General features: G+C 68.4%; 19 protein-coding genes and 2 riboswitches. Of the genes, 2 read left to right on the plus strand and 17 right to left on the minus strand.

Translation table 11 applies throughout. From position 1 onward, the window contains the following. The 5 genes from gcvT to BLW00_RS21160 form a co-directional block, all read right to left on the minus strand. Complete coding sequence (gene gcvT / locus BLW00_RS21140) at nucleotides 1-1131, minus strand: glycine cleavage system aminomethyltransferase GcvT (RefSeq protein WP_092558044.1); 1131 nt, start codon at nucleotides 1129-1131, stop codon at nucleotides 1-3. An 83-nt stretch (nucleotides 1132-1214) separates the two neighbouring features. Then, nucleotides 1215-1311, minus strand: a riboswitch (glycine riboswitch). Between the two features lies 1 nt (nucleotide 1312). Continuing rightward, nucleotides 1313-1406: riboswitch (glycine riboswitch) on the minus strand. A 50-nt stretch (nucleotides 1407-1456) separates the two neighbouring features. Beyond that, nucleotides 1457-2185, minus strand: coding sequence for a copper resistance CopC family protein (locus BLW00_RS21145; protein WP_175494509.1), 729 nt, complete (start codon nucleotides 2183-2185; stop codon nucleotides 1457-1459). A 16-nt stretch (nucleotides 2186-2201) separates the two neighbouring features. Continuing rightward, the gene (locus BLW00_RS21150; protein WP_407650987.1) at nucleotides 2202-3302 is read right to left on the minus strand and encodes a fatty acid desaturase family protein; all 1101 of its coding nucleotides are present in this window, start codon (nucleotides 3300-3302) and stop codon (nucleotides 2202-2204) included. 169 nt (nucleotides 3303-3471) lie between these two features. After that, a complete protein-coding gene (locus tag BLW00_RS21155; protein ID WP_092557966.1) occupies nucleotides 3472-3681 on the minus strand; it encodes a cold-shock protein in 210 nt (69 codons plus the stop codon). Between the two features lie 191 nt (nucleotides 3682-3872). After that, nucleotides 3873-4124, minus strand: a complete 252-nt coding sequence (locus BLW00_RS21160; RefSeq protein WP_092557968.1) for a DUF2510 domain-containing protein — start codon at nucleotides 4122-4124, stop codon at nucleotides 3873-3875. A 181-nt stretch (nucleotides 4125-4305) separates the two neighbouring features. On the opposite strand from BLW00_RS21160, the gene lgt reads away from it, so the two are divergent. Together lgt and BLW00_RS21170 are read left to right on the plus strand one after the other, a co-directional pair. After that, complete coding sequence (gene lgt / locus BLW00_RS21165; protein WP_245741729.1) at nucleotides 4306-5238, plus strand: prolipoprotein diacylglyceryl transferase; 933 nt, start codon at nucleotides 4306-4308, stop codon at nucleotides 5236-5238. A 67-nt stretch (nucleotides 5239-5305) separates the two neighbouring features. Then, on the plus strand, nucleotides 5306-5896 hold the full coding sequence (locus BLW00_RS21170) for a carboxymuconolactone decarboxylase family protein (protein WP_092557972.1): 591 nt from the start codon (nucleotides 5306-5308) through the stop codon (nucleotides 5894-5896). On the opposite strand, the gene BLW00_RS21175 is transcribed toward BLW00_RS21170, so the two are convergent. The 12 genes from BLW00_RS21175 to BLW00_RS21230 form a co-directional block, all read right to left on the minus strand. After that, nucleotides 5856-8852 (minus strand): tetratricopeptide repeat protein, encoded by a 2997-nt coding sequence (locus BLW00_RS21175; RefSeq protein WP_092557974.1) that lies wholly within the window; start codon nucleotides 8850-8852, stop codon nucleotides 5856-5858. The two genes, BLW00_RS21170 and BLW00_RS21175, sit on opposite strands and share 41 nt — an antisense overlap. Then, nucleotides 8853-10496, minus strand: a complete 1644-nt coding sequence (locus tag BLW00_RS21180) for a hypothetical protein (RefSeq protein WP_092557976.1) — start codon at nucleotides 10494-10496, stop codon at nucleotides 8853-8855. It abuts the gene before it with no gap. A 71-nt stretch (nucleotides 10497-10567) separates the two neighbouring features. After that, a complete protein-coding gene (locus BLW00_RS21185) occupies nucleotides 10568-11347 on the minus strand; it encodes a hypothetical protein (RefSeq protein ID WP_092557978.1) in 780 nt (259 codons plus the stop codon). Between the two features lie 69 nt (nucleotides 11348-11416). Next, on the minus strand, nucleotides 11417-12853 hold the full coding sequence (locus tag BLW00_RS21190) for an FAD-binding oxidoreductase (RefSeq protein ID WP_092557980.1): 1437 nt from the start codon (nucleotides 12851-12853) through the stop codon (nucleotides 11417-11419). 164 nt (nucleotides 12854-13017) lie between these two features. Next, complete coding sequence (locus tag BLW00_RS21195) at nucleotides 13018-13455, minus strand: type II toxin-antitoxin system VapC family toxin (RefSeq protein ID WP_092557982.1); 438 nt, start codon at nucleotides 13453-13455, stop codon at nucleotides 13018-13020. After that, complete coding sequence (locus tag BLW00_RS21200) at nucleotides 13452-13691, minus strand: AbrB/MazE/SpoVT family DNA-binding domain-containing protein (RefSeq protein WP_092557984.1); 240 nt, start codon at nucleotides 13689-13691, stop codon at nucleotides 13452-13454. The genes BLW00_RS21195 and BLW00_RS21200 overlap by 4 nt, the downstream gene beginning before the upstream one ends. Before the next feature lie 377 nt (nucleotides 13692-14068). Then, entirely contained in the window at nucleotides 14069-14530 is a 462-nt protein-coding gene (locus BLW00_RS21205; protein ID WP_092557986.1) for a hypothetical protein, read from the minus strand. 281 nt (nucleotides 14531-14811) lie between these two features. Then, a complete protein-coding gene (locus BLW00_RS21210; RefSeq protein ID WP_139256833.1) occupies nucleotides 14812-15165 on the minus strand; it encodes a hypothetical protein in 354 nt (117 codons plus the stop codon). Nucleotides 15166-15232: 67 nt separating this feature from the next. Continuing rightward, nucleotides 15233-15586, minus strand: coding sequence for a hypothetical protein (locus BLW00_RS21215; RefSeq protein WP_092557990.1), 354 nt, complete (start codon nucleotides 15584-15586; stop codon nucleotides 15233-15235). A 324-nt stretch (nucleotides 15587-15910) separates the two neighbouring features. After that, complete coding sequence (locus tag BLW00_RS21220; RefSeq protein WP_092557992.1) at nucleotides 15911-16150, minus strand: hypothetical protein; 240 nt, start codon at nucleotides 16148-16150, stop codon at nucleotides 15911-15913. Nucleotides 16151-16472: 322 nt separating this feature from the next. Then, nucleotides 16473-17546, minus strand: a complete 1074-nt coding sequence (ychF, locus tag BLW00_RS21225; protein WP_092557994.1) for a redox-regulated ATPase YchF — start codon at nucleotides 17544-17546, stop codon at nucleotides 16473-16475. A 32-nt stretch (nucleotides 17547-17578) separates the two neighbouring features. Continuing rightward, nucleotides 17579-18203, minus strand: a 625-nt coding sequence (locus BLW00_RS21230; protein ID WP_139256835.1) for an aldehyde dehydrogenase family protein, incomplete at its 5' end; no start/stop codon positions are given.

Genomic DNA, 18203 nt, shown 5'->3' on the forward strand with positions numbered 1-18203 from the left:
TCAATCCTTCTTCCGGCGGTAGAACGGGAGGGTCGTGGTGCGGAACGCGAGGCGGGTGCCCCGGATGTCGACACTGAGCTCGGTGCCGGGCTCGGCGAACGCCGGAGTCACGTAGGCCATGGCGATCGGATGCCCGAGCGTCGGCGAGAGCGCCCCGCTCGTCACAATGCCGATCGGCTCCGTCGCCGTGTCGTCGGCGTAGATCGGATAGTCGGCACGCGCAGCTCGACGGCCGTCGGCCACGAGACCCACCAGCGCCGGAGCGTCGGCGGCCGGGCCCTGTTCGACGGCCGCACGGCCGACGAACGCGGCTTTCGCCATCGCGGGCACCCGACCGAGTCCCGCCTGCACCGGGAAGGTCTCGAGGGAGAGTTCGTGGCCGTAGAGCGGCATGCCGGCCTCGAGGCGCAGGGTGTCACGGCTGGCGAGCCCGGCGGGCACGATGCCGTGGTCGGCTCCGGCCTTTGCCACGGCGGCCCAGACGGCCTCGGCCAGATCCGGATGCACGTACAGCTCGAATCCGTCCTCACCCGTGTAGCCGGTGCGAGCGACCAGAACGCGCTCGCCCCGGAAGGTGCCCTCGATGGCCCGGTAGTACCGCAGCTCGTCGAGGCCGGGGGCGTCGAAGCCGGCGGTCGCTTCGAGGACCGACCGGGAGACCGGACCCTGCACGGCGATCAGTGCCGTCTCGTCACTGACGTCGCGCAGCACGGCGTCGAAGCCGCCGATCCGCTCGGTCAGCGCGGCGGCCACCGGATCGTGGTTCGAGGCGTTGGCCACGACGAGGAAATCGGAGTCTCCGGTGCGGTACACCACGAGATCGTCGATGATGCCGCCCTCCGGGGCCAGCAACAACGAGTACTTGGCCTGGCCGAGCTCGATGGCCGAGAGCAGACCCGCGAGCGCATGATCGAGGAACGCTGCGGCCTCGGGGCCGGACACCTCGAACTCCGCCATGTGCGAGAGATCGAAGAGCCCCACGGCCGTGCGCACGGCGTGGTGCTCGGCGAGATCGCTCGAGTAGCGAACCGGCATCTGCCAGCCGGCGAAGTCGGTGAAGGTGGCGCCCGCGGCGACATGCACCGCGTGCAGCGGGGAGTAGCGAGGAGGGGAATCCGTCGATTCGGTCATGAGTTCTCCGGTTTCGTCGCAGGCGGTGCCGGCGAGTGGCGGGAGCAGCATGCACGATCACCGTGCAGGTCTGCCCTGAGAACTCCCCCTCTGTCATCGTGCCTGAGAGTTTCACGCCGCGAGCGGCGCTTTCACCGTGGGCGAGCCGCTGTCGATGCTGCGGACTGCTTTCCAGAGCGGCCAGTTCGATGCGGTACGAGGACCTGAGAGATTATCGGGGAGGATTGCTCCTTCGGTGCCGTTCCGGAGTGGATCGGCTCTCCCGCGTCGAGCTAGTGGCCAGCGGTATTCAGTTGAGGTGCTACGCGAACGAGCTTAGCGCCCCTCACTGGCCGCCGTAGCCTCCGCCACGGCCGCGGCGCACGACCAGTACGACGATCGCCCCGATGACGCCGAGGCCCACGAGGCCCAGGAGCACGGCGATCGGCCAGGGCACGACCGCAGCGGATGCCGGATTCGGCGCATCGGTCGCCGTCAGCGTGACGTCGGTCGACGCAGCGGCCGGCACCGGGGTCGAGGCGGTGGCGATCGGTGTCGGAGCAGCCGCCCCGGCGGCGGGAGTCGGGGTTCCGTCGGGCTCCCCCGCCCAGGGCTCGCCGCAGGCGGGCGGATTCGTGAGGCCGTCGTGGGCGCCGGCCCGGGTGGGCGGCTCGTAGTCGAACTCGTACTGCCCGGAGGTGGGATGGCCGTCGGAGGAGACGACCTGCCAGAGCACCACGTAGCCGCCGGCGAGGCCGAGGGCGATGGGCGTGTCGATCGAGGAGCCCTGCACGCTCACGCAGCCGGATTCGTAGTGCAGGCCCTCACTGTCGACGACCTGGATCGCGAAGCCGCTGGTGTCGGCGCCGAGAGTGATCAGTTCATCCGAGAAGCCGAGGGTCACGAGCCCCGGATCGGTGGTCAGGGAATCACCGGCGGCCGGCGACGACGACTCGAGCGCGTCGTGCGCCGTGGCCGCACCGGCCGAGCCGGCCAGCAGGAGCGCGACGACGCCGGCGGCAGCGAGGCCGCCGGCGAGGGCGTTGGAGCGGGTTCGGGTGCGCGCAGTTCTCACCCGACAACGATATCCGTCAGCCGCGGCGAACCCGGTACTGGTTGACCAGCGGGCAGTCGAAGGGATCGGGCGCGTGCATGCCGACGCGGTTCATGTAGGCGATCACCGAGGCGTGCGCCTCGAGCAGAGAGGTCTGCGTGTAGGGGATCTTGTGGGTCGCGCAGTACTCCTGCACGATCGGGCGGGCCCTCATCAGGTTGGGGCGGGCCATGTTCGGGAAGAGGTGGTGCTCGACCTGCAGGTTGAGCCCGCCCATGAACACGGTCATGCCCCAGCCGCCGGCGATGTTGCGCGAGGAGAGCACCTGCTTGCTGAGGAAGTCGATGCGGGTGCCGGCCGGGAAGACGGTCATGCCGATGTGGTTCGGGGCGAAGGATGCGCCCATGTAGAGACCGAACACGGCCAACTGCACGCCGATGAAGGCGAACGCCATGCCGAGTGGCAGGAAGTAGAAGATGACCGCCACATAGGCGACGAGGCGGATGCCGATGAACCACAGTTCGAAGCGGCGACCCTCGACCGGCTTGCGGCTGAACAGCGTCTTGAACGACAGGTAATGCAGGTTCAGGCCCTCGAGCAACAGCAGCGGGTAGAGCGCGTAGCCCTGCCGGCGGGTGAGCCAGGCCATCAGGCCACGGCGGGAGGCGGCATCCTCTTCGATGAAGGAGACCGTGTCGACCTCGATGTCGGGGTCTTTGCCGATGACGTTCGGGTTGCCGTGGTGGCGGGTGTGCTTCGACATCCACCAGGTGTAGCTCATGCCCACGAATGCGGTGGCGAGCGTGCGGCCGGCGCGGTCGTTGGCGGGGCCGGATTCGAACACCTGGCGGTGGCTCGCCTCGTGCGCCAAGAAGGCGAACTGGGTGAAGATGATGCCGAGACCGCCGGCGATCAGCAGTTGGTACCAGGACTCGCCGAGCAGCACGAAGCCGGCGGCTGCGCCACCGAGGGCCAGCACGAGCACGGAGAACATGCCGATGTAGAAGGCCCGGCGCTTGCGCAGCAGGCCCACGTCGCGCACCGTGGTGAGGAGTTCGGAATACGCGGCGGTCGGATGCGCGGCACCGGCCTTGCGAGGGACCGTGGCACGGGCGGCCGGATTATTGATGACGGTCAACGGGACCTGCTCACTGGTGTCGGGTTCGACTTCCCAGTCGTTTCTTCGAGCATTCGCCCACTTCAGATAGCCACAGGCTACGGGGTCAACCTGCGTATTGACCCTGCCGACGCAAAAAGAAAGAACCCGTGTCGCCTTGCGGCGACCACGGGTTCTTCTGGTTCAGTGCTTATGCGCTGAGCGGCGTGATGTTCTCCGCCTGCAGGCCCTTGCGGCCCTGGGTGACGTCGAACGAGACGCGCTGGTTCTCTTCGAGGTTCTTGTAGCCCGAGCCGGAGATGCCGGAGTGGTGGGCGAACACGTCTTCGCCACCGTCATCGGGGGAGATGAAGCCGAAGCCCTTTTCGGAGTTGAACCATTTCACGGTGCCTGTAGGCATTGTTTTTCTCTTTTCGAGGTAAGCGGCCCCGCCTGTCGGGACCTACCGTCGCGGTGTACTTTGTTCCGCTCCTCAGAAAAACAAGTCTGCGACTCGATCGAAATCGAGCAGTAGACCCTATTCAAGATTCATGGGTAACACAACAACTCAGGCCAGCTTAGCCGGGGACAGCGGATTTCGCTACGAATCGCCTAGGAAACCGCGCTGATCAGATCCGTCGCCATCATCGAGACGAGACCGGCGAAGAGGATCGCGGCCACGATGACGCCGAAGAGGATGCGGTTGCGGCGGGCCGGCGACATCCGGCCCCGCGCACCCGAACCGGTGCCCGTGTCGCGCTCGTCGCCCGTCCACTCGGTGCCGTTCCACCAGCGCTCCCGGCCGGCCGCGCGGTCGCCGATGGCGGGATACCAGCCGGGGCGGCTCGGCCGATCGTCGCTCATGCGTCGGTTCTACGCCGCGAAGCTGGGTCTCGGCCGAACTGCGAATCGCGGCGACGGCCGTATCCTTTAGAATTCGACGTGGCCGGGTCGATCCGGTGCATCGCGCAGCTCTCCGCGCTTTCGTGAAAGGTCGCAGATCATCAGCCCGCTCAGCATCCCGAGTCCCGATCACTCGTTCGCGGTGTTCAACGTCTGGTTCCTCCAGATCCACATCTACGCGCTGTTCATCCTCGCGGGGATCATCGTCGCGATGATCATCGTGAACCGGCGCCTCACCGCCCGCGGCGGCGAGCCGGGCATCGTCATCGACATCGTGCTCTGGGCGGTTCCGCTCGGCATCATCGGGGCTCGTTTCTACCACGTGTTCACGCACCTCGGCGACTACTTCTACCCGGGCGCGGATCTCATCAAGGTGTTCTACATCTGGGACGGCGGCAACGCCCTCTACGGTTCGCTGATCGGCGGGGCCGTCGGTGCGCTGATCGGTTGCCGTATCACGGGCATCCGCCTCTGGTCGTTCGCCGACGCTCTCGCCCCGGCGTTGCTCGTGGCTCAGGCGATCGGGCGCCTCGGCAACTACTTCAACCAGGAGCTGTACGGGTTGCCCACGAACCTGCCGTGGGGTCTCGAGATCGATCCCAAGATCAGTGCCGCGTTCCCCACGGGGCTGCCCGCCGACACGCTGTTCCACCCGCTGTTCCTCTACGAGATCATCTGGAACCTCGTCGGCGTCGCCCTCCTGCTGCTGATCGAGCGCCGCTTCCGCCTGCGCTGGGGCCGCCTGTTCGCGCTCTACCTGGTCTGGTACGGCCTCGGTCGCAGCTGGCTCGAAGCCATCCGCATCGATCCCTCGAGCGACGGTTTCCTCGGCATCCCGGCCAACATCTGGGCATCGTTCGCGGCGATCGCGCTGGGCCTCGTGCTGTTCTTCGTGCAGGGCCGCCGGCACCCGGGCCTCGAGATCTCGGTGTATCGCGCGGGCCAAGGCCCCAAGGGCGTCAAGACGCCCGAAGAGGTGGCCGAAGAGGAAGCCGCCGAAGCGGAAGGGCGCTGGACCGACGAGGAACTCGCCGGAACCGCCGTCGAGAAGTCACCGGAGTCGACCTCGAAGTAGTCCCTTCCGCCGCCTCGCGCCGAGTGCCAGCATGGGGTCACCCAGCGGCGAGCGAAGGCGGTAGACGATGTCGATCATCACGACGATCCCGGATTCCGAGGCGACCGGATTGGTGGCCGAGCAGTACGAGAGCGATCGGCGGGCGCTCGGCTACGTGCCGTCGCACACCCGCGTGATGAGCGTGAACCCGGAGGCCGCTGCGGCCTGGGAGGGCCTGGTGCGGGCGATCGTCGCCTCCTTGGGCCTACGGCGGTACGAGCTGATCACGTTGGCCGCCGCGCGCGGAACGCGATCTCGGCACTGCCGCCTCGCGCACGGCAACCGTGCCCTGGCGCTCGGCCTGTTCGACGAAACCGACCTGGTGCGGATCGCCTCCGAATCCTCAGCCGACGAACTCTCGGAGGCGGGCCTCTCCGACGCGGAGATCGCCATGATGGCCTTCGCGGAGAAGGTGAGCACGGATGCCGCGTCGATGACGGATGCGGATTCGCTGGCGTTGCGCGCACACGGCTTCACCGACCGCGAGATCGTCGACATCGCCCTGGCTGCTGCCGTGCGCAACTATTACGGCAAGGCGCTGCAAGCCCTCGCGGTGGAGGTCGACGTTCCGCCCACGCTCAGCGAGCCGGTGCGGGAGGCGCTGGTTCGCGGGTTGTGACGTTCTCGGGCGAACCGGGTTCGATCGCTTCCGGTTGCGGTTCCGCCGGACGGTCGCGCAGAGCTTTCTGCTCGCGGGCGGCGATCGCGCGCTCGATGCGGGCCTCCGCCGTCGAGTGTCCGCTCCCCGCCGCCGAGTCGAATCGGGCGAGGCCCGCGCCGTAGAGCGCATCCGCCTCCCCTGTCTCTCCGGTGCCGACGAGCAGCCGGGCGCCGAACACGGAGAGCCGCGCCGCGCCGACCGGGTCACCGGCCACGTCGTACAGCGCGGCGGCATGGCGCGCGGATGCGACGGCCTCGCTCTCCCGGTGGAGGTCGTCGAGGGCTCTCGCGCGCGACTCCGCGACGTTGGCTTCGAAGAGCGGCGCGAACCGCTGCAGTGCGACCGCCTCCTTCACCACGTCGTCGAGCGTGCGGAGAGCCGCCGGATCGCCGAACGCCGCCTGGGCCCGGCCGAGCAGGTGCAGGGCGTCGATGAGCAGGGTCGCCGCCGGGACGTCGCGATTCGTCGTGCGGTGACCTTCTCGCCGCATCGCGGCCCTCGCCCGGCGCGAGGCCTCCCGCAAGACCTCGACCGAGGCCGGATCGTCGTTGTCGAACAACAGCCGCCCCAGGGCGATGCCCACCCGGGCGGAGGCGTGGTCGTCGTCGGCACGAGCGAACTCTTCGAGAGCGAGACTCCACGCCCCGTAGGCGGCCGGATCGTCGTCGTCTTGGCGGCAGGCGTGCGCCAGCCAGTAGAACATCTCGCCCCGGAGCGACCGGTCGCCTTCGAGCGGCATCCGTTCGACGACGTCGTCGAGCAGCTGCCGGGCCTCGCCGCCGCAATCGGCCCGCACCAAGGCGCAGGCGAGCCGAAAGGCCATCGCATCGACGTCGGGGTGCTCGAAGTGCTCGGCCGTGCTGTGCGCCGTGCGCAGCGCCTCGAGCGACCCCTCGACCGAGCCGATGCGACCCAGCAGATGACCCAGCACACCGCAGGCGTCGAGCACTCCCTCGCAATGCCCGAGTTCGACGAACAGGTGCAGCGCGCGATCGGCGTCGTCGATGGCCCGGTCCATCGCCTCCATGGCCTGCACCGGATCGAGCGTGAACACGACGGTCGACCGGCGGAGGAGAGCGGAGGCTCGCAGCGCGCGATCGATCGGATCGCCGAGGAGCAGATCGATGGCCGAGAGCGCGTCCTGGAAGCGCCCGAGCGCGAAGTAGGCATCGGCCAACACGAGGAGGCCGGCGCTCCGGCGCACGTCGACGACGCCGTCGAGCGCCTTCGACAGGAGGTTCTCGGCCTCGGTATAGCTGCCCTCGCGCATGAGTTGGGTGGCCAGGACCACGGAGATCCGCATCTGCGCCGCCGGGGCGAGCTCCAGCTCGCCGGCGCGCTGGAGCCCCCTCTCGAGCTCCGACCGACGGCCGGCGAGCGGGGCGCCGAAGAGCAGCAGCCCGAGTTGGAGATCGACCTCCGCATCGTCGTCGAGGCCGTCGACGATCAGGCAGTCGACGCGGAGCGCGAGCTGCTCCTCGGCGGCGCGGAGGTCGCCGCGCTCGACGTGCATCCTGATGCGGAGCGCGAACAGCTCGGAGCGGGTGATCGGATCGGCGCGCGGAAGGGCCTCGTCGACAGCGGAGTCGGCAGCTTCTCGATCGCCGACGGCGGCGCACTCCCGGGCCCGAGCGAGGAGGGCGCGCGGCTCGGACAGACGGTCGTCGGTCGCATCGGCGCCCGACCGACCTCCAGCGTCGACGGCATCGGCGCGCGGCCCGCCGGTCAGGGTTCCCCGGTGACGTCCGTCGCCACCCCACGCAGACGGCTCCCACGCCGTCACCGGCCGGATGGCCCGGGCCGCGCTCAGGCGACGGGCGAATCGGCCGTTCCCGTCGCGCGTGTCGAAGGCGTGGGCGAGGCTCGATGCCGCCGTCCAGCAGGCACGCGCGAAGGTCGTCGCCGTCCAGGCGCCGACCCGGGAACCCAGATGGGCAGCGAGCACGGCGGCATTCAGCGGCGTGACGGTCGTGCCGCCACGCCCGGATCGGGTGAGCGCGTCCATCGCTCCCCCGGCGGCGCAGAGGAAGGCGAACTGCGCCGACCCGGCCAGCGGATCGGCCGCGAGCCAGCACGCGTGCCGTTCCACCAGCCGGAGGGCACGCTGCGTCGCGCCGACCATGACCGCGAACTCGACGTGACCGGCGACCGCCTCGAGGTGTTTCGGGTTGTGCCGCACCCGTTCGTAGCCTTCGAGGTGCCCGTGGCGGGCCTCGTCGAGGCGGCCGGTGAGAAGGCAGGGCACGAGCCCGCGCGACAACCCGAGTTCGGGTTCGTCGGCGCACCCCGAACCACTCTCGCGCAGACGATCGGCCGCCGCGGCCGCTCGATCGAGGTGACCTCGTTCGGCGTGCCACGCGATCTCGGCGCTCAGCACGCAGGCGTCGCAGAGCAGAGGTTCGGCGCGCCCTTGCTCCCCGCGCGGCGCCCGCATCTCTCCCGCCACCCGCGCGAGGCTCTCGCGGGCGAGCGCCTCGTCGCCACACAGCGCGGCGACCTCGAAACGCGCGAAGTCGAAGGCTCGCAGGTCGGCGCCGTGAAACGAGAACACCTCCAGCATCTCGTCGAGGCACCCCGCGATCGCCTCACGGTCGTAGCTCGGACTCCCCGCGAGCAGGCGCGGGATCGACGCGAAATCCCACAGCAGATCGAGATCGCCGACGGCCGAGGGAAACCGATGCGGGTCGCCCAGGTGGAGCTCCAGACAGCGGTCGAAGGCGCGGAGACGCACGGAAGAATCCCCGGATGCCGCCGCCCACGCGCTCAAGCGCATCCGGGATTCGTAGGCGAGCACCTCGTCGCCGAGTGCATCGCTGAGATCGACCGCACTCTGCAGCAGTGCGCGCTCGAGCTGCCCGGTGGGCGTGCGATCGCTCTGCCGGAGCAGCCGGCGCACGTGGTCCTCCGCTCGCATCTAGTACGGCAGCCTTCCGAGGGCCTGCCCCGGTGTCCACTGCGTGGCCGCCGTGACCGGGTCGACGGGGCCGATGGTCTGTCGACGCAGCGGATGCGCATCCGGAGGTGCGACGCCGGCATCGGCCCCCGGGGCCCTGGTGCCCGTCGCCTCGGTCGCGGCATCCCGACCAGCCATCAGGGCGTCGAACGTGCTCTCGACCGGAGGAACCTCCGCCTCCGCGGGCGACCGGAGCTCGTCGGGCACCCTCGTCGCGCCCGCACCGATCGCCTTGACGAGGCGTTCGACCGGGCCGTCGCCGAGGAACAAGCGCCAGACGATGCAGGCGAGGGCCACGAGCACGACCAGCGCGCCTGCTGTCGCCGTGGAGCGGAGCGCTTCGGGAAGCGCGGTCGCCAGGCTCTCCACCACACCGGAGCCTGACAGGGCGGCGGGCACGGATTCCAGCCCTTCCGACGCCGTCGCCGGGGCGAAGATCCACAGTCCACCGATGACGGCGAGTGATGCGATCCATAGGGTCAGCGCCATCGATCCCGCGGCCGAGAACGGCACGAGCACCCAACGCAGCGGGCGCCCGACGATCAGCGCCAGGGCGACCAGGGCCAGCGCGACGCCGCCTGCGCCGAGCAGGGCCAGCGGCGTCATCGCGCCGGGCACGGCCGAAAGAAGAGGCGGCAGCGACGCCCCGAACCGCGCAGAGACCGCCGCACCGGCCGCGAATGCCAGGATCGCGCATCCGGCCGCCCCGGCGAACACGATCAAGCGCCGGCCGATCCGCACGGCGTCGAGGCGGCCGACCGCCATTCCGGCGAGGAGAACGCCCACGAGAGGAACGGGTGGGAAAGCGCCGGCGAGTGCCCACTCAAGCGCCGGCGCGATCAGTGTTCGGGAATCCACGACGAGCGACACGAGACCGGCATCCAGCACCGGAACGACGATGGTCCAGAGCACGGCGGCGAGGAACAACGTGCCGGCACGCCAGCCCACCACGGCGAGCGCGACCAGAGTGAGCGCGCCGATGGTCGCCACCAGGCCGGCGAACGGGGCAGCGGAGAACGCGGCCACTCCCCCGATGCCGAGCAGGACGATCGCCCGAAGGGCGAGACGCATGCGGCAGCGGAGTCGCTCGACACCTTGAGGTGGCGTCGCTCCTCCGCTCGACAGGGCCGTCGCGACGCCGGCGATCAGCACGAAGGCGAGTGCCACCACGGTGCCCCCGAACGCCAGGGCATCCTTCGGCCCTTGCTGCCCGACGCCCGCGATCGCGGCGAGACGGCTCGCCTGCGCCACACCGGAATCGGCCGAACCGAACCAGACGACGAGTGCGAGCCCCGCCAAAGCCGCTCCCCGTGCGACATCCAGTCCGATGCTGCGCGAGGGCCGGCCGAACAGCCGGGCGACCGCGCGACGCCCCGCTCCGTCGCGATCACCCGGCACCCGCGCGACGCCGGCGGACCAGCCGGTGTCCGCGCCCGCCCGGGCTCGCGTTCGCCCGGCCGCCTCACGGCGACGCGCGACCCGCACGACGAGCAGCACCAGGAGGCCCAGCACGAGCACCACGGCGGCGCCCGCAACGGCCGACAGCAGGAGCGAACCGTCGAGGCCCGCTGCGGTTTCAGCAGTGATCGTCGTGCGGCGGATCATGTCTTCCTCGGGGTGTCGGTATCGCTCGAATTGCGAGCCTACCCGAGAAAGCGGGATTCAGTGAATATTTCTCATCTGACCGCGAGGGGGGCCGCTCCGGTCGCCGCCTGGACCTCAGGCGGGAGTTCGTGGAAGCGGCGCCGGTCGCGAATGGTCACGAAGCCGACACACACCACCCAGACCAGCCAGGGGAAGGTGGCGAGCATCGCGTTGGCCGCCCCTCCGGCGGCGAAGAAGGAGTCGGGACTCGTTCCGCCGAACATCGTCGGAACGGCCAGCAGGTTGAGCCCCGCGACCACGTAGGCGACCCAGCCGGTCCACGCGGGGAGCGCCCCCGAGGCGAGGGTGACGTAACCCGACGCCGCCGCGATCAAGGCGGTGAGGGTGCATCCGATCGATCCGAACAACAGTGTGTGGCCGACGGTGAGGGCGCGCAGCGAGGAGGCGTCGAGGGTCAGCCCCATGGTGTCGAGAGCGGTGCCGCCCTCCATCCCGTCGCCCACGAGGGTCACACCGATGAAGAGCAGCCCCGAGCCGAAGGCGAGATCGGCCACCCATTGCAGGTCGGGCCGGGTGTGCGTGATGATCTGGCGGAATCCGCCGAGGAAGACGATCAGGGCGGCCATCAGGAAGGTGTCGATGAGGATCGTGAAGAGCGTCTGGTTCGCGGTGCGTGCCATGAACTCCTCGAGCGCGACGGAGTCGTCGAGAGCGGGCCGCGCACCGACGAGGAACACCTGCACGAGGAACTCGGCCAGGGTGAGCGCCGCCACGGTGACGGCCGAGATGCCCGTCCAGAGCCGCACGTCAGGATTCAGCCGGCCGTTCTTCACCACGGTGATCATGTGCATCCGAGGTCCCCATTCCTCTCGAGGGCGCGTTCTGCCTCCGACAGTAGCAACGGGGCAGCTGACCGCTGTTCAGGCGCGGCGGGACTCCCCGGGGTAGCCGTGGAAGAGTGCCGTCGGGTCGAGCTCCGCGCGCAGCCGTTCGACGCGGTCGCGGTCGGCGTAGGTGAACGAGCGGGCCACGCGGGAGGGCGAGTGACGGATGTCGGATTCACTGAGGAAATGGCCGGTGGTGGTGGGCAGCAGCGCATCCGCGACCTCGTCGAGCCAGGCGCGGTTCGCCGCGTCGTCGGCGGGGTCGCGCCACACGACGTACACGATGAGCAGGGTGCGGTCGTGCATGCCGTAGGCCGCTTCGCCCCGAGGCAGCAGCTCCGCGCCGCGGCCGTTCGCCGGCATACCGGTGAGCACGTAGCTCTCGCCCGAGGGGGCGCGCTCCATCAGCGCCGCGAGCGGGGCGACCGCGTCGCGCAGGTCGAGGTCGGTCCAGAAGGTGTCGGCGAGGTAGCGGGCGCCTTCGGGATAGGTCGCGTCGGCGGGAACATGCAGCTCGTCGAAGGCCACCGGCGCGGCGTCGAGCTGGTCGAGCAGCGTCAGAGCCGGTGGAACGGATGCGCGCAGAGGCTCGAGCGCCATCGTCGCCTCGGCGACGTCGTCGGCGAACACGGTCGCCGCGACGCTCACCACGAGCGGGTGCGGCTCGCCCGGGCCGGCGGCACCCGGACGCCCCGCGCCGGCGGTCACGAGCGAGACCTCGACGTTCGACGGGAGGCGGGACGAGGCATCCGTGATCCACGCGGCCACGGCGTCGAGCTCGGCGAGCGGGAACTGCCACGTCGACACGCGGATGGCGCCGGGCAGCGGCTGAAGGGTGAGATCGAACTCGGTGACGATCCCCGGGAAGCCGGGGCCGGCCCCGCGCGCCAGCCAGAACCAGTCGGCATTCTCGGTCGCCGTGGCATCGAGAACACGGCCCTCGGCGGTCACGACCCGCACCCGCGTGACCGAGAAACACGCCGGCAACCAGTGCCCCCAGTTGACGCCGAGGCCGCCGCCGAGGAGGTAGCCGCCGACGCCGGGGTTGCCGCAGTGACCGACCGGGAAGGCCAGCCCCGCCGCGGCGAGACGGGACGAGAGCTGAGCGCCGCGCACAGCCGGGCCGACGGTGGCCGTACGGGCGGCCACGTCGAGGGCCAGGTGGTCGAACGCCGCCAGATCGACGAGCAGGCCGTCGCCCCGCACCGAGGAGGCCACCCAGCTGTGTCCACCGGAGCGCACCGCGAGGCGCTGCCCGTTCTCCGTCGCGGAGCGCACGATCTCGACCAGGTCGGCCTCGTTCTCGGGGAAGACGATGGCGTCGGGTTCGGCGGTCGCGGCGCGGTCTCCGCTCGCGCTCGCGGTGCCGAGAGCGGCCTCGAGCGAGTTGAAGAGCCCGTCGGCCAGGGCGGCGGCGAAGCCCGTCTCGCCGCGCATCAGGCCGAGGGGCCTCTCGGAGTCGTGTCCAGGCATCCGCGCTTCCTCCCGGGCCGTCACTCACTCAGAGGTCTCTGAATGGCCCGAGCCTAGCCCGCGCGCTGTCCCACCCTCTGCCCCCAGAACGGGCTTCGGCCCGCCTGCCATCCCTGGCACCGAGGAATGACCGGGCGTCGAATCATCGGTCGGTTCGTGGCGACCTATCCCGGTGTCGGCGTATCGGCGAGAAGGTGCACCCGAGCGCCGAGCGCTTCGTAGGTGGACCTTGCGCGCGCATCGCGCGTGACGAGAACGGCGCCCTCTTCACGCGCCGCCAGCGCGACCAGGCCATCGTAGGCCGCTCCCCCAGACACGCCGAAACGTGCGAGTTCCCGATGCGGTGCGAGAGCGACGTCCGTCGACAGGGTGAAACTCTCCGCGAAGTTCTCATCGATCAACATCACGGCGTCCGCCGGACTCACCCGCGCATCCCCCGGCAACCGTGTCAGTACCGAGTACGTCTCCACGAGCGCGTGCCCGCTGAGACCGAGCACGCGACCTCGCGCCCACGACACCACCAGCTCATGGGCCTCGTGCGATTCGACGAGCAACGGCACGGCGACGCTGGTATCAAGCGCGAATCGCGACCCATCGGTCACCGTCGTGCGGAATCGATCAGGGCGAACATCATGTCGTCGGATACCACGGTCTCGGCGCGAGCCACCAGCCGCCCCTCCGCATCGCGGACCAATCGGGCGGTGCGGCCTCCCGGGGTGATCTGAACTGCGCTGCCGTATTGCGACACATCCACCTTGGAGCCCGGCGTGAGACCGAAGGCGTCTCGCAGCGTCTTCGGTATGAGCAGCCGCCCGCCGGAATCGATCGTCACTTCCATGGGAAAAGAGTACCATTCAGATCCCACCCGAGAACAGATCCTCCTCCACATCCTGGGTCGACGAAGGCCACCCGCCCAATCCCTGTGGACGCCGCCCCGAGTGCGACCGCGACACACAAGAAGGCCCGCATGGGAATTCACTACTTCGCCTATCCGACCCACCCGCTCTTCGTCGACGCGGCGATCGCCGGTCCACGCGCGCATCTCGACAGCGACGAGTTTCATCAGTTCTTCTCGCACGGCGAGCCCGACCTGCCGCCGCCCGATCTCGGCGAGTGCCGGCGCGAAATGGAACGCCCTTTCGGTAGCAGACCCGATCGGCCGAGTCGTCCGGCGTTCCAGCTGGCCGAAGGCGAAGTCGGTCCCTTCTCCTTGCGCTACTTGGCGGTTCGCCGCAGGAGTGAACCGGCGATCACGAAGAGGGCGCCGAGCCCGGTGACGAGGGCGCTCACTCCGTAGGCGAGCACAGCGGTCATGAGGGATGTGCGCAACGACGCCGCCGTCGAGAGCGCGAGGCTCTGCTTGCGCAACTCGGCGGCCTCGTCGCTGCTGCCGTCGACACCACGCAGAGCGGTGCTGATGTCGGCGAAGGTGCGGCCGCCGGCCCCGCGTTCCGCGTTGCTCCGGATGACGAGAGCCTCGACGTACGCCGTTGCAGGCCCCTGAACGCGCTTGCCTTTGAACGCTGTCGCGTTACCCGGAACCTCGATCTTCTCGTCGCGGAGCTGCTTCGAGACGGCAAGCCAGGCGCCCGTTCCGACCGCCACGAACACCGAACCGGCGGCCAGGGCGAGTCCGCCGACCTGGCGGAGGGCGGAGGCGCGGGGCAATGACGTCATCGGTCGTCCTTCTCTCGGCAGATGGCTAGTTGTTGAATTGGTGTTCGTAGTATTTCGTAATCGCTTCAAAGTGGTTGGCAGCCTCCACGGTCCACGTGAGTCTTGCACCGGGCGTCAAGGTGGCACGAGCGTCATCGCCCTAACGGACCTGCGAGCATGAAGGCGTACGGGTCGCCGTCCGGGTCTTCCCAGAGTTCATGAAGCACGAGTACCTTCCCCTCGACTGAGTCCGTGCGAGATTCCAGAAGTTCACGACTGCCGGAACTCGACGACGTCGCAGGTCAATGTTTCTCCCGCCCAAGGAAATCATCAATCACCTGCACGACGACGTCGTGAGCCTCGTTCGTGTTTGCGAACTCCGGGGCAGCCACGATTTCGACCTCAGCGGTCATCCCGGCGATATCCGCCCAGCCGCCAGTCCAGACGACCACGTGGATCTCACCATCCGAAGTCTCGACATGGATACCCAGTGATTCAGCAACCCGCACCGAACTGCGGTCTTCCACGATCGGGTGGGGCCACGACGATAGTTCGTCTCTCCACGTGGTTGGCCCCACGGCTGCCCGCTGCCTCCATCGCTCCATTGAAACTGCAAGCCGAACCGAGAGGGCGTCCAAGTCGATGATGTGGTTCATGCGAACTGCCTGAAAATCCTTCTGCCCGGATGCCGCCTGGAGGTGCAACTCGACCACGTCGCCGCCCTCACTCGAATTTCTTGATCTCTTCGATCAGGCCGACGATGTTGTCGTTCAATTGCTCTAGGTCTTCCGCAGGAATCCAGTATTCGAGGATGGTTTGACCGCCCACTTGGCGCACGTCGTACTTGTCGAGGAACGCTTTGCGAACAGCGAACCGAGTCACGTATCCGACCCCGGAGGCGGGCACGTTCCACTGCCGCGCAATTCGCTCTGCATAGTCCTCGTTGAGAACCGGATAGAAGATCGGCTGGTCAGCCAGCCGCGGAGGCCAGCGTCGGGATCCGGACGCACGAACGAGTTCCATCTCCTCCGGACCCGTTGGTCGCCACAGCCAGACAAGGTCTCCTTCGTCGGTCATCGCTGCTTCCTTTCAGATGTTCATGAGTGGCTGAACGTGACCACAGCGCCGTTGTACACCAGCCCACATCGCATACCGTGCGACCGACTGTCCCTGGCCTGGCTATCGGTGGATGGCGATGGGCTTGATAACCGGAACAGGCGCGGAGACTCGAAGTTATCACTGACCTGATGTTGCTTGGGAGCGGAACTCGACGAGATCGCCTTCGACCAGCATTCCGCTCTCGACGAACATCCTGGCAGCCCTCCTTCGGAAATTGTCGCCATGCAGTCTGCTCAGAAAGCGGAGCGCGAAATAGCGATTCCATGTGATCGGTTCATCGTCCTAGATCTGAAGCTGCTCCATCCAGTCCCAGAGCGTGCGAAAGATGTCCTCCGTCGCCATGACCGTTCGGTCGTGAGCCATGTCGGAGAGCCTCATCAGCCCGCGGCAGGTCACTTCATCACTCCAGTCGCCCTCGATGAGTTGATCCTGCGCCCAGAGCGCTGCGTCGAGCTGTGAACTCTCACCGGAGAGAAGCAACTCCCACTGCTTCCGAACTCCGTCGCGGATCGCTGAAGCCACGCTACGTGTTTCCTCTATGTGACGTTCACGAGTGCGGAACTCGACCACGCCGCCGTTACTCAGCGCGAATGATGCCGACGGCGGCGAGGGTGCCCACGGCGACGCCCAGGCACATGAATATGATCCCGCCGACTCGGTAGAACGTCGCCATCCACGGCCGTGGAGCCATCCGACGTCGAAGTCGCTTACCGAGGGGATAATTGCCGAGGTTCCACGTGTACATGCGAATGACGAGGTCAGGCCGGAACGCGAAAAGCGATCCCAGGAGCACAGCTCCGACGCCCCAGAGGACGACGAATACCTGGGTTCCGGTCACGTCGGGTCAGTTGTTGAAGCGGAACTCGACCACGTCGCCGTCTTGCATCACGTAGTCCTTGCCCTCGATCCGGGCCTTGCCCTTCGCCCGGGCCTCGGCGATCGAACCGGTCGCCACGAGGTCGTCGAAGGAGATGATTTCGGCCTTGATGAAGCCCTTCTGGAAATCGGTGTGGATGACACCCGCCGCCTGCGGAGCCGTCCAGCCCTTGCCGATCGTCCAGGCGCGCGCCTCCTTCGGGCCGGCCGTGAGGTATGTCTGCAGGCCCAGGGTGTCGAATCCGATGCGGGCGAGCTGGTCGAGGCCGCTCTCCTCCTGACCGGTCGACGCGAGTAGTTCTGCGGCGTCCTCCGGGTCGAGGTCGATCAGCTCGGACTCGAGCTTGGCGTCGAGGAAGATCGCCTGGGCGGGCGCGACGAGCGCGGCCAGTGCGGCCTTCCGCTCGGGATCGTTCAGGATGGCCTCGTCGACGTTGAACACATAGATGAAGGGCTTGGCCGTCAGGAGACCGAGTTCGCGGATCGGCTCGAGGTCGATCGACGAGGTCGACAGGGGTTTACCCGTGTCGAGGTATTCGCGGGCCGCCTGGGCGGTGGAGAGCACGGTCGGCTCGAGCTTCTTGCCGCGCACCTCTTTCTCGTAGCGCGCCTCGGCCTTCTCGAGGGTCTGCAGGTCGGCGAGAATCAGCTCGGTGTTGATGGTCTCCATGTCGGATGCCGCGTCGACCTTGCCGTCGACGTGCACGACATCCGAGTCCTCGAACCCGCGGATGACCTGGGCGATCGCATCCGCCTCCCGGATGTTGGCGAGGAACTTGTTGCCGAGACCTTCGCCCTCGCTCGCACCGCGCACGATGCCCGCGATGTCGACGAACGAGACGGGCGCCGGCAGGATGCGCTCGCTCGAGAAGATCTCGGCGAGCTTCGTGAGACGCGCGTCAGGCAGGTTCACCACGCCCACGTTCGGCTCGATGGTGGCGAACGGGTAGTTCGCCGCCAGGACCTGGTTCTTGGTGAGGGCGTTGAACAGGGTGGACTTGCCCACGTTGGGGAGTCCGACGATCGCGATAGTTAAAGCCACGGTCGTCAATCCTATCGGGGCGGCCCCCGGGATCAGTTCTGGGGGAAGCCGAGGTTGATGCCGCCGTGTGAGGGGTCGAGCCACCGGGAGGTGATGGCCTTCTCCTGGGTGAAGAAGCGGAACCCGGCCAGACCGTACGCCTTGGAATCGCCGAAGATCGAGTCCTTCACCCCACCGAACGAGTGATATGCCACCGGCACCGGGATCGGCACGTTGATGCCGATCATCCCGACCTCGACCTCGTTCTGGAACCGCCTGGCGGCCCCACCGTCGTTCGTGAAGATCGCCGTCCCGTTGCCGTAGGCGCCGTTGTTGATGAGGTCCACGCCGTCGTCGTAGGAGTGCACCCGCACCACCGAGAGCACCGGGCCGAAGATCTCGTCGAGATACACCTTCGACGTCGTCGGCACCTTGTCGATCAGGGTCGGGCCGAGCCAGAACCCGCCGGCCTCGCCGTCGACCTCGATGCCGCGCCCGTCGACCACCACGTCTGCGCCGTCGGCGGTGGCGACATCGATGTAGGAGGCGACCTTGTCGCGGTGCACCTCCGTGACGAGCGGGCCCATGTCGCAACCGCGCCGGCCGTCACCGATCTTCAGGGTCGCCATGCGCTCCTTGATCTTCGCGACCAGTTCATCGGCGATGGGCTCCACCGCG

Source organism: Herbiconiux ginsengi (genome assembly GCF_900107435.1).
GTDB lineage: Bacteria > Actinomycetota > Actinomycetes > Actinomycetales > Microbacteriaceae > Herbiconiux > Herbiconiux ginsengi.

Bases quoted from the DNA above. Each gene is read 5' to 3' on its own strand.
- BLW00_RS21155 (WP_092557966.1), bottom strand. From the start codon at position 3,681: ATGCCTACAGGCACCGTGAAATGGTTCAACTCCGAAAAGGGCTTCGGC.
- BLW00_RS21160 (WP_092557968.1), bottom strand. From the start codon at position 4,124: ATGAGCGACGATCGGCCGAGCCGCCCCGGCTGGTATCCCGCCATCGGC.
- BLW00_RS21215 (WP_092557990.1), bottom strand. From the start codon at position 15,586: ATGACCGACGAAGGAGACCTTGTCTGGCTGTGGCGACCAACGGGTCCG.
- BLW00_RS21210 (WP_139256833.1), bottom strand. From the start codon at position 15,165: ATGAACCACATCATCGACTTGGACGCCCTCTCGGTTCGGCTTGCAGTT.
- BLW00_RS21205 (WP_092557986.1), bottom strand. From the start codon at position 14,530: ATGACGTCATTGCCCCGCGCCTCCGCCCTCCGCCAGGTCGGCGGACTC.
- BLW00_RS21200 (WP_092557984.1), bottom strand. From the start codon at position 13,691: ATGGAAGTGACGATCGATTCCGGCGGGCGGCTGCTCATACCGAAGACG.
- BLW00_RS21170 (WP_092557972.1), top strand. From the start codon at position 5,306: ATGTCGATCATCACGACGATCCCGGATTCCGAGGCGACCGGATTGGTG.
- BLW00_RS21175 (WP_092557974.1), bottom strand. From the start codon at position 8,852: ATGCGAGCGGAGGACCACGTGCGCCGGCTGCTCCGGCAGAGCGATCGC.
- gcvT (WP_092558044.1), bottom strand. From the start codon at position 1,131: ATGACCGAATCGACGGATTCCCCTCCTCGCTACTCCCCGCTGCACGCG.
- BLW00_RS21190 (WP_092557980.1), bottom strand. From the start codon at position 12,853: ATGCCTGGACACGACTCCGAGAGGCCCCTCGGCCTGATGCGCGGCGAG.
- BLW00_RS21180 (WP_092557976.1), bottom strand. From the start codon at position 10,496: ATGATCCGCCGCACGACGATCACTGCTGAAACCGCAGCGGGCCTCGAC.
- BLW00_RS21185 (WP_092557978.1), bottom strand. From the start codon at position 11,347: ATGCACATGATCACCGTGGTGAAGAACGGCCGGCTGAATCCTGACGTG.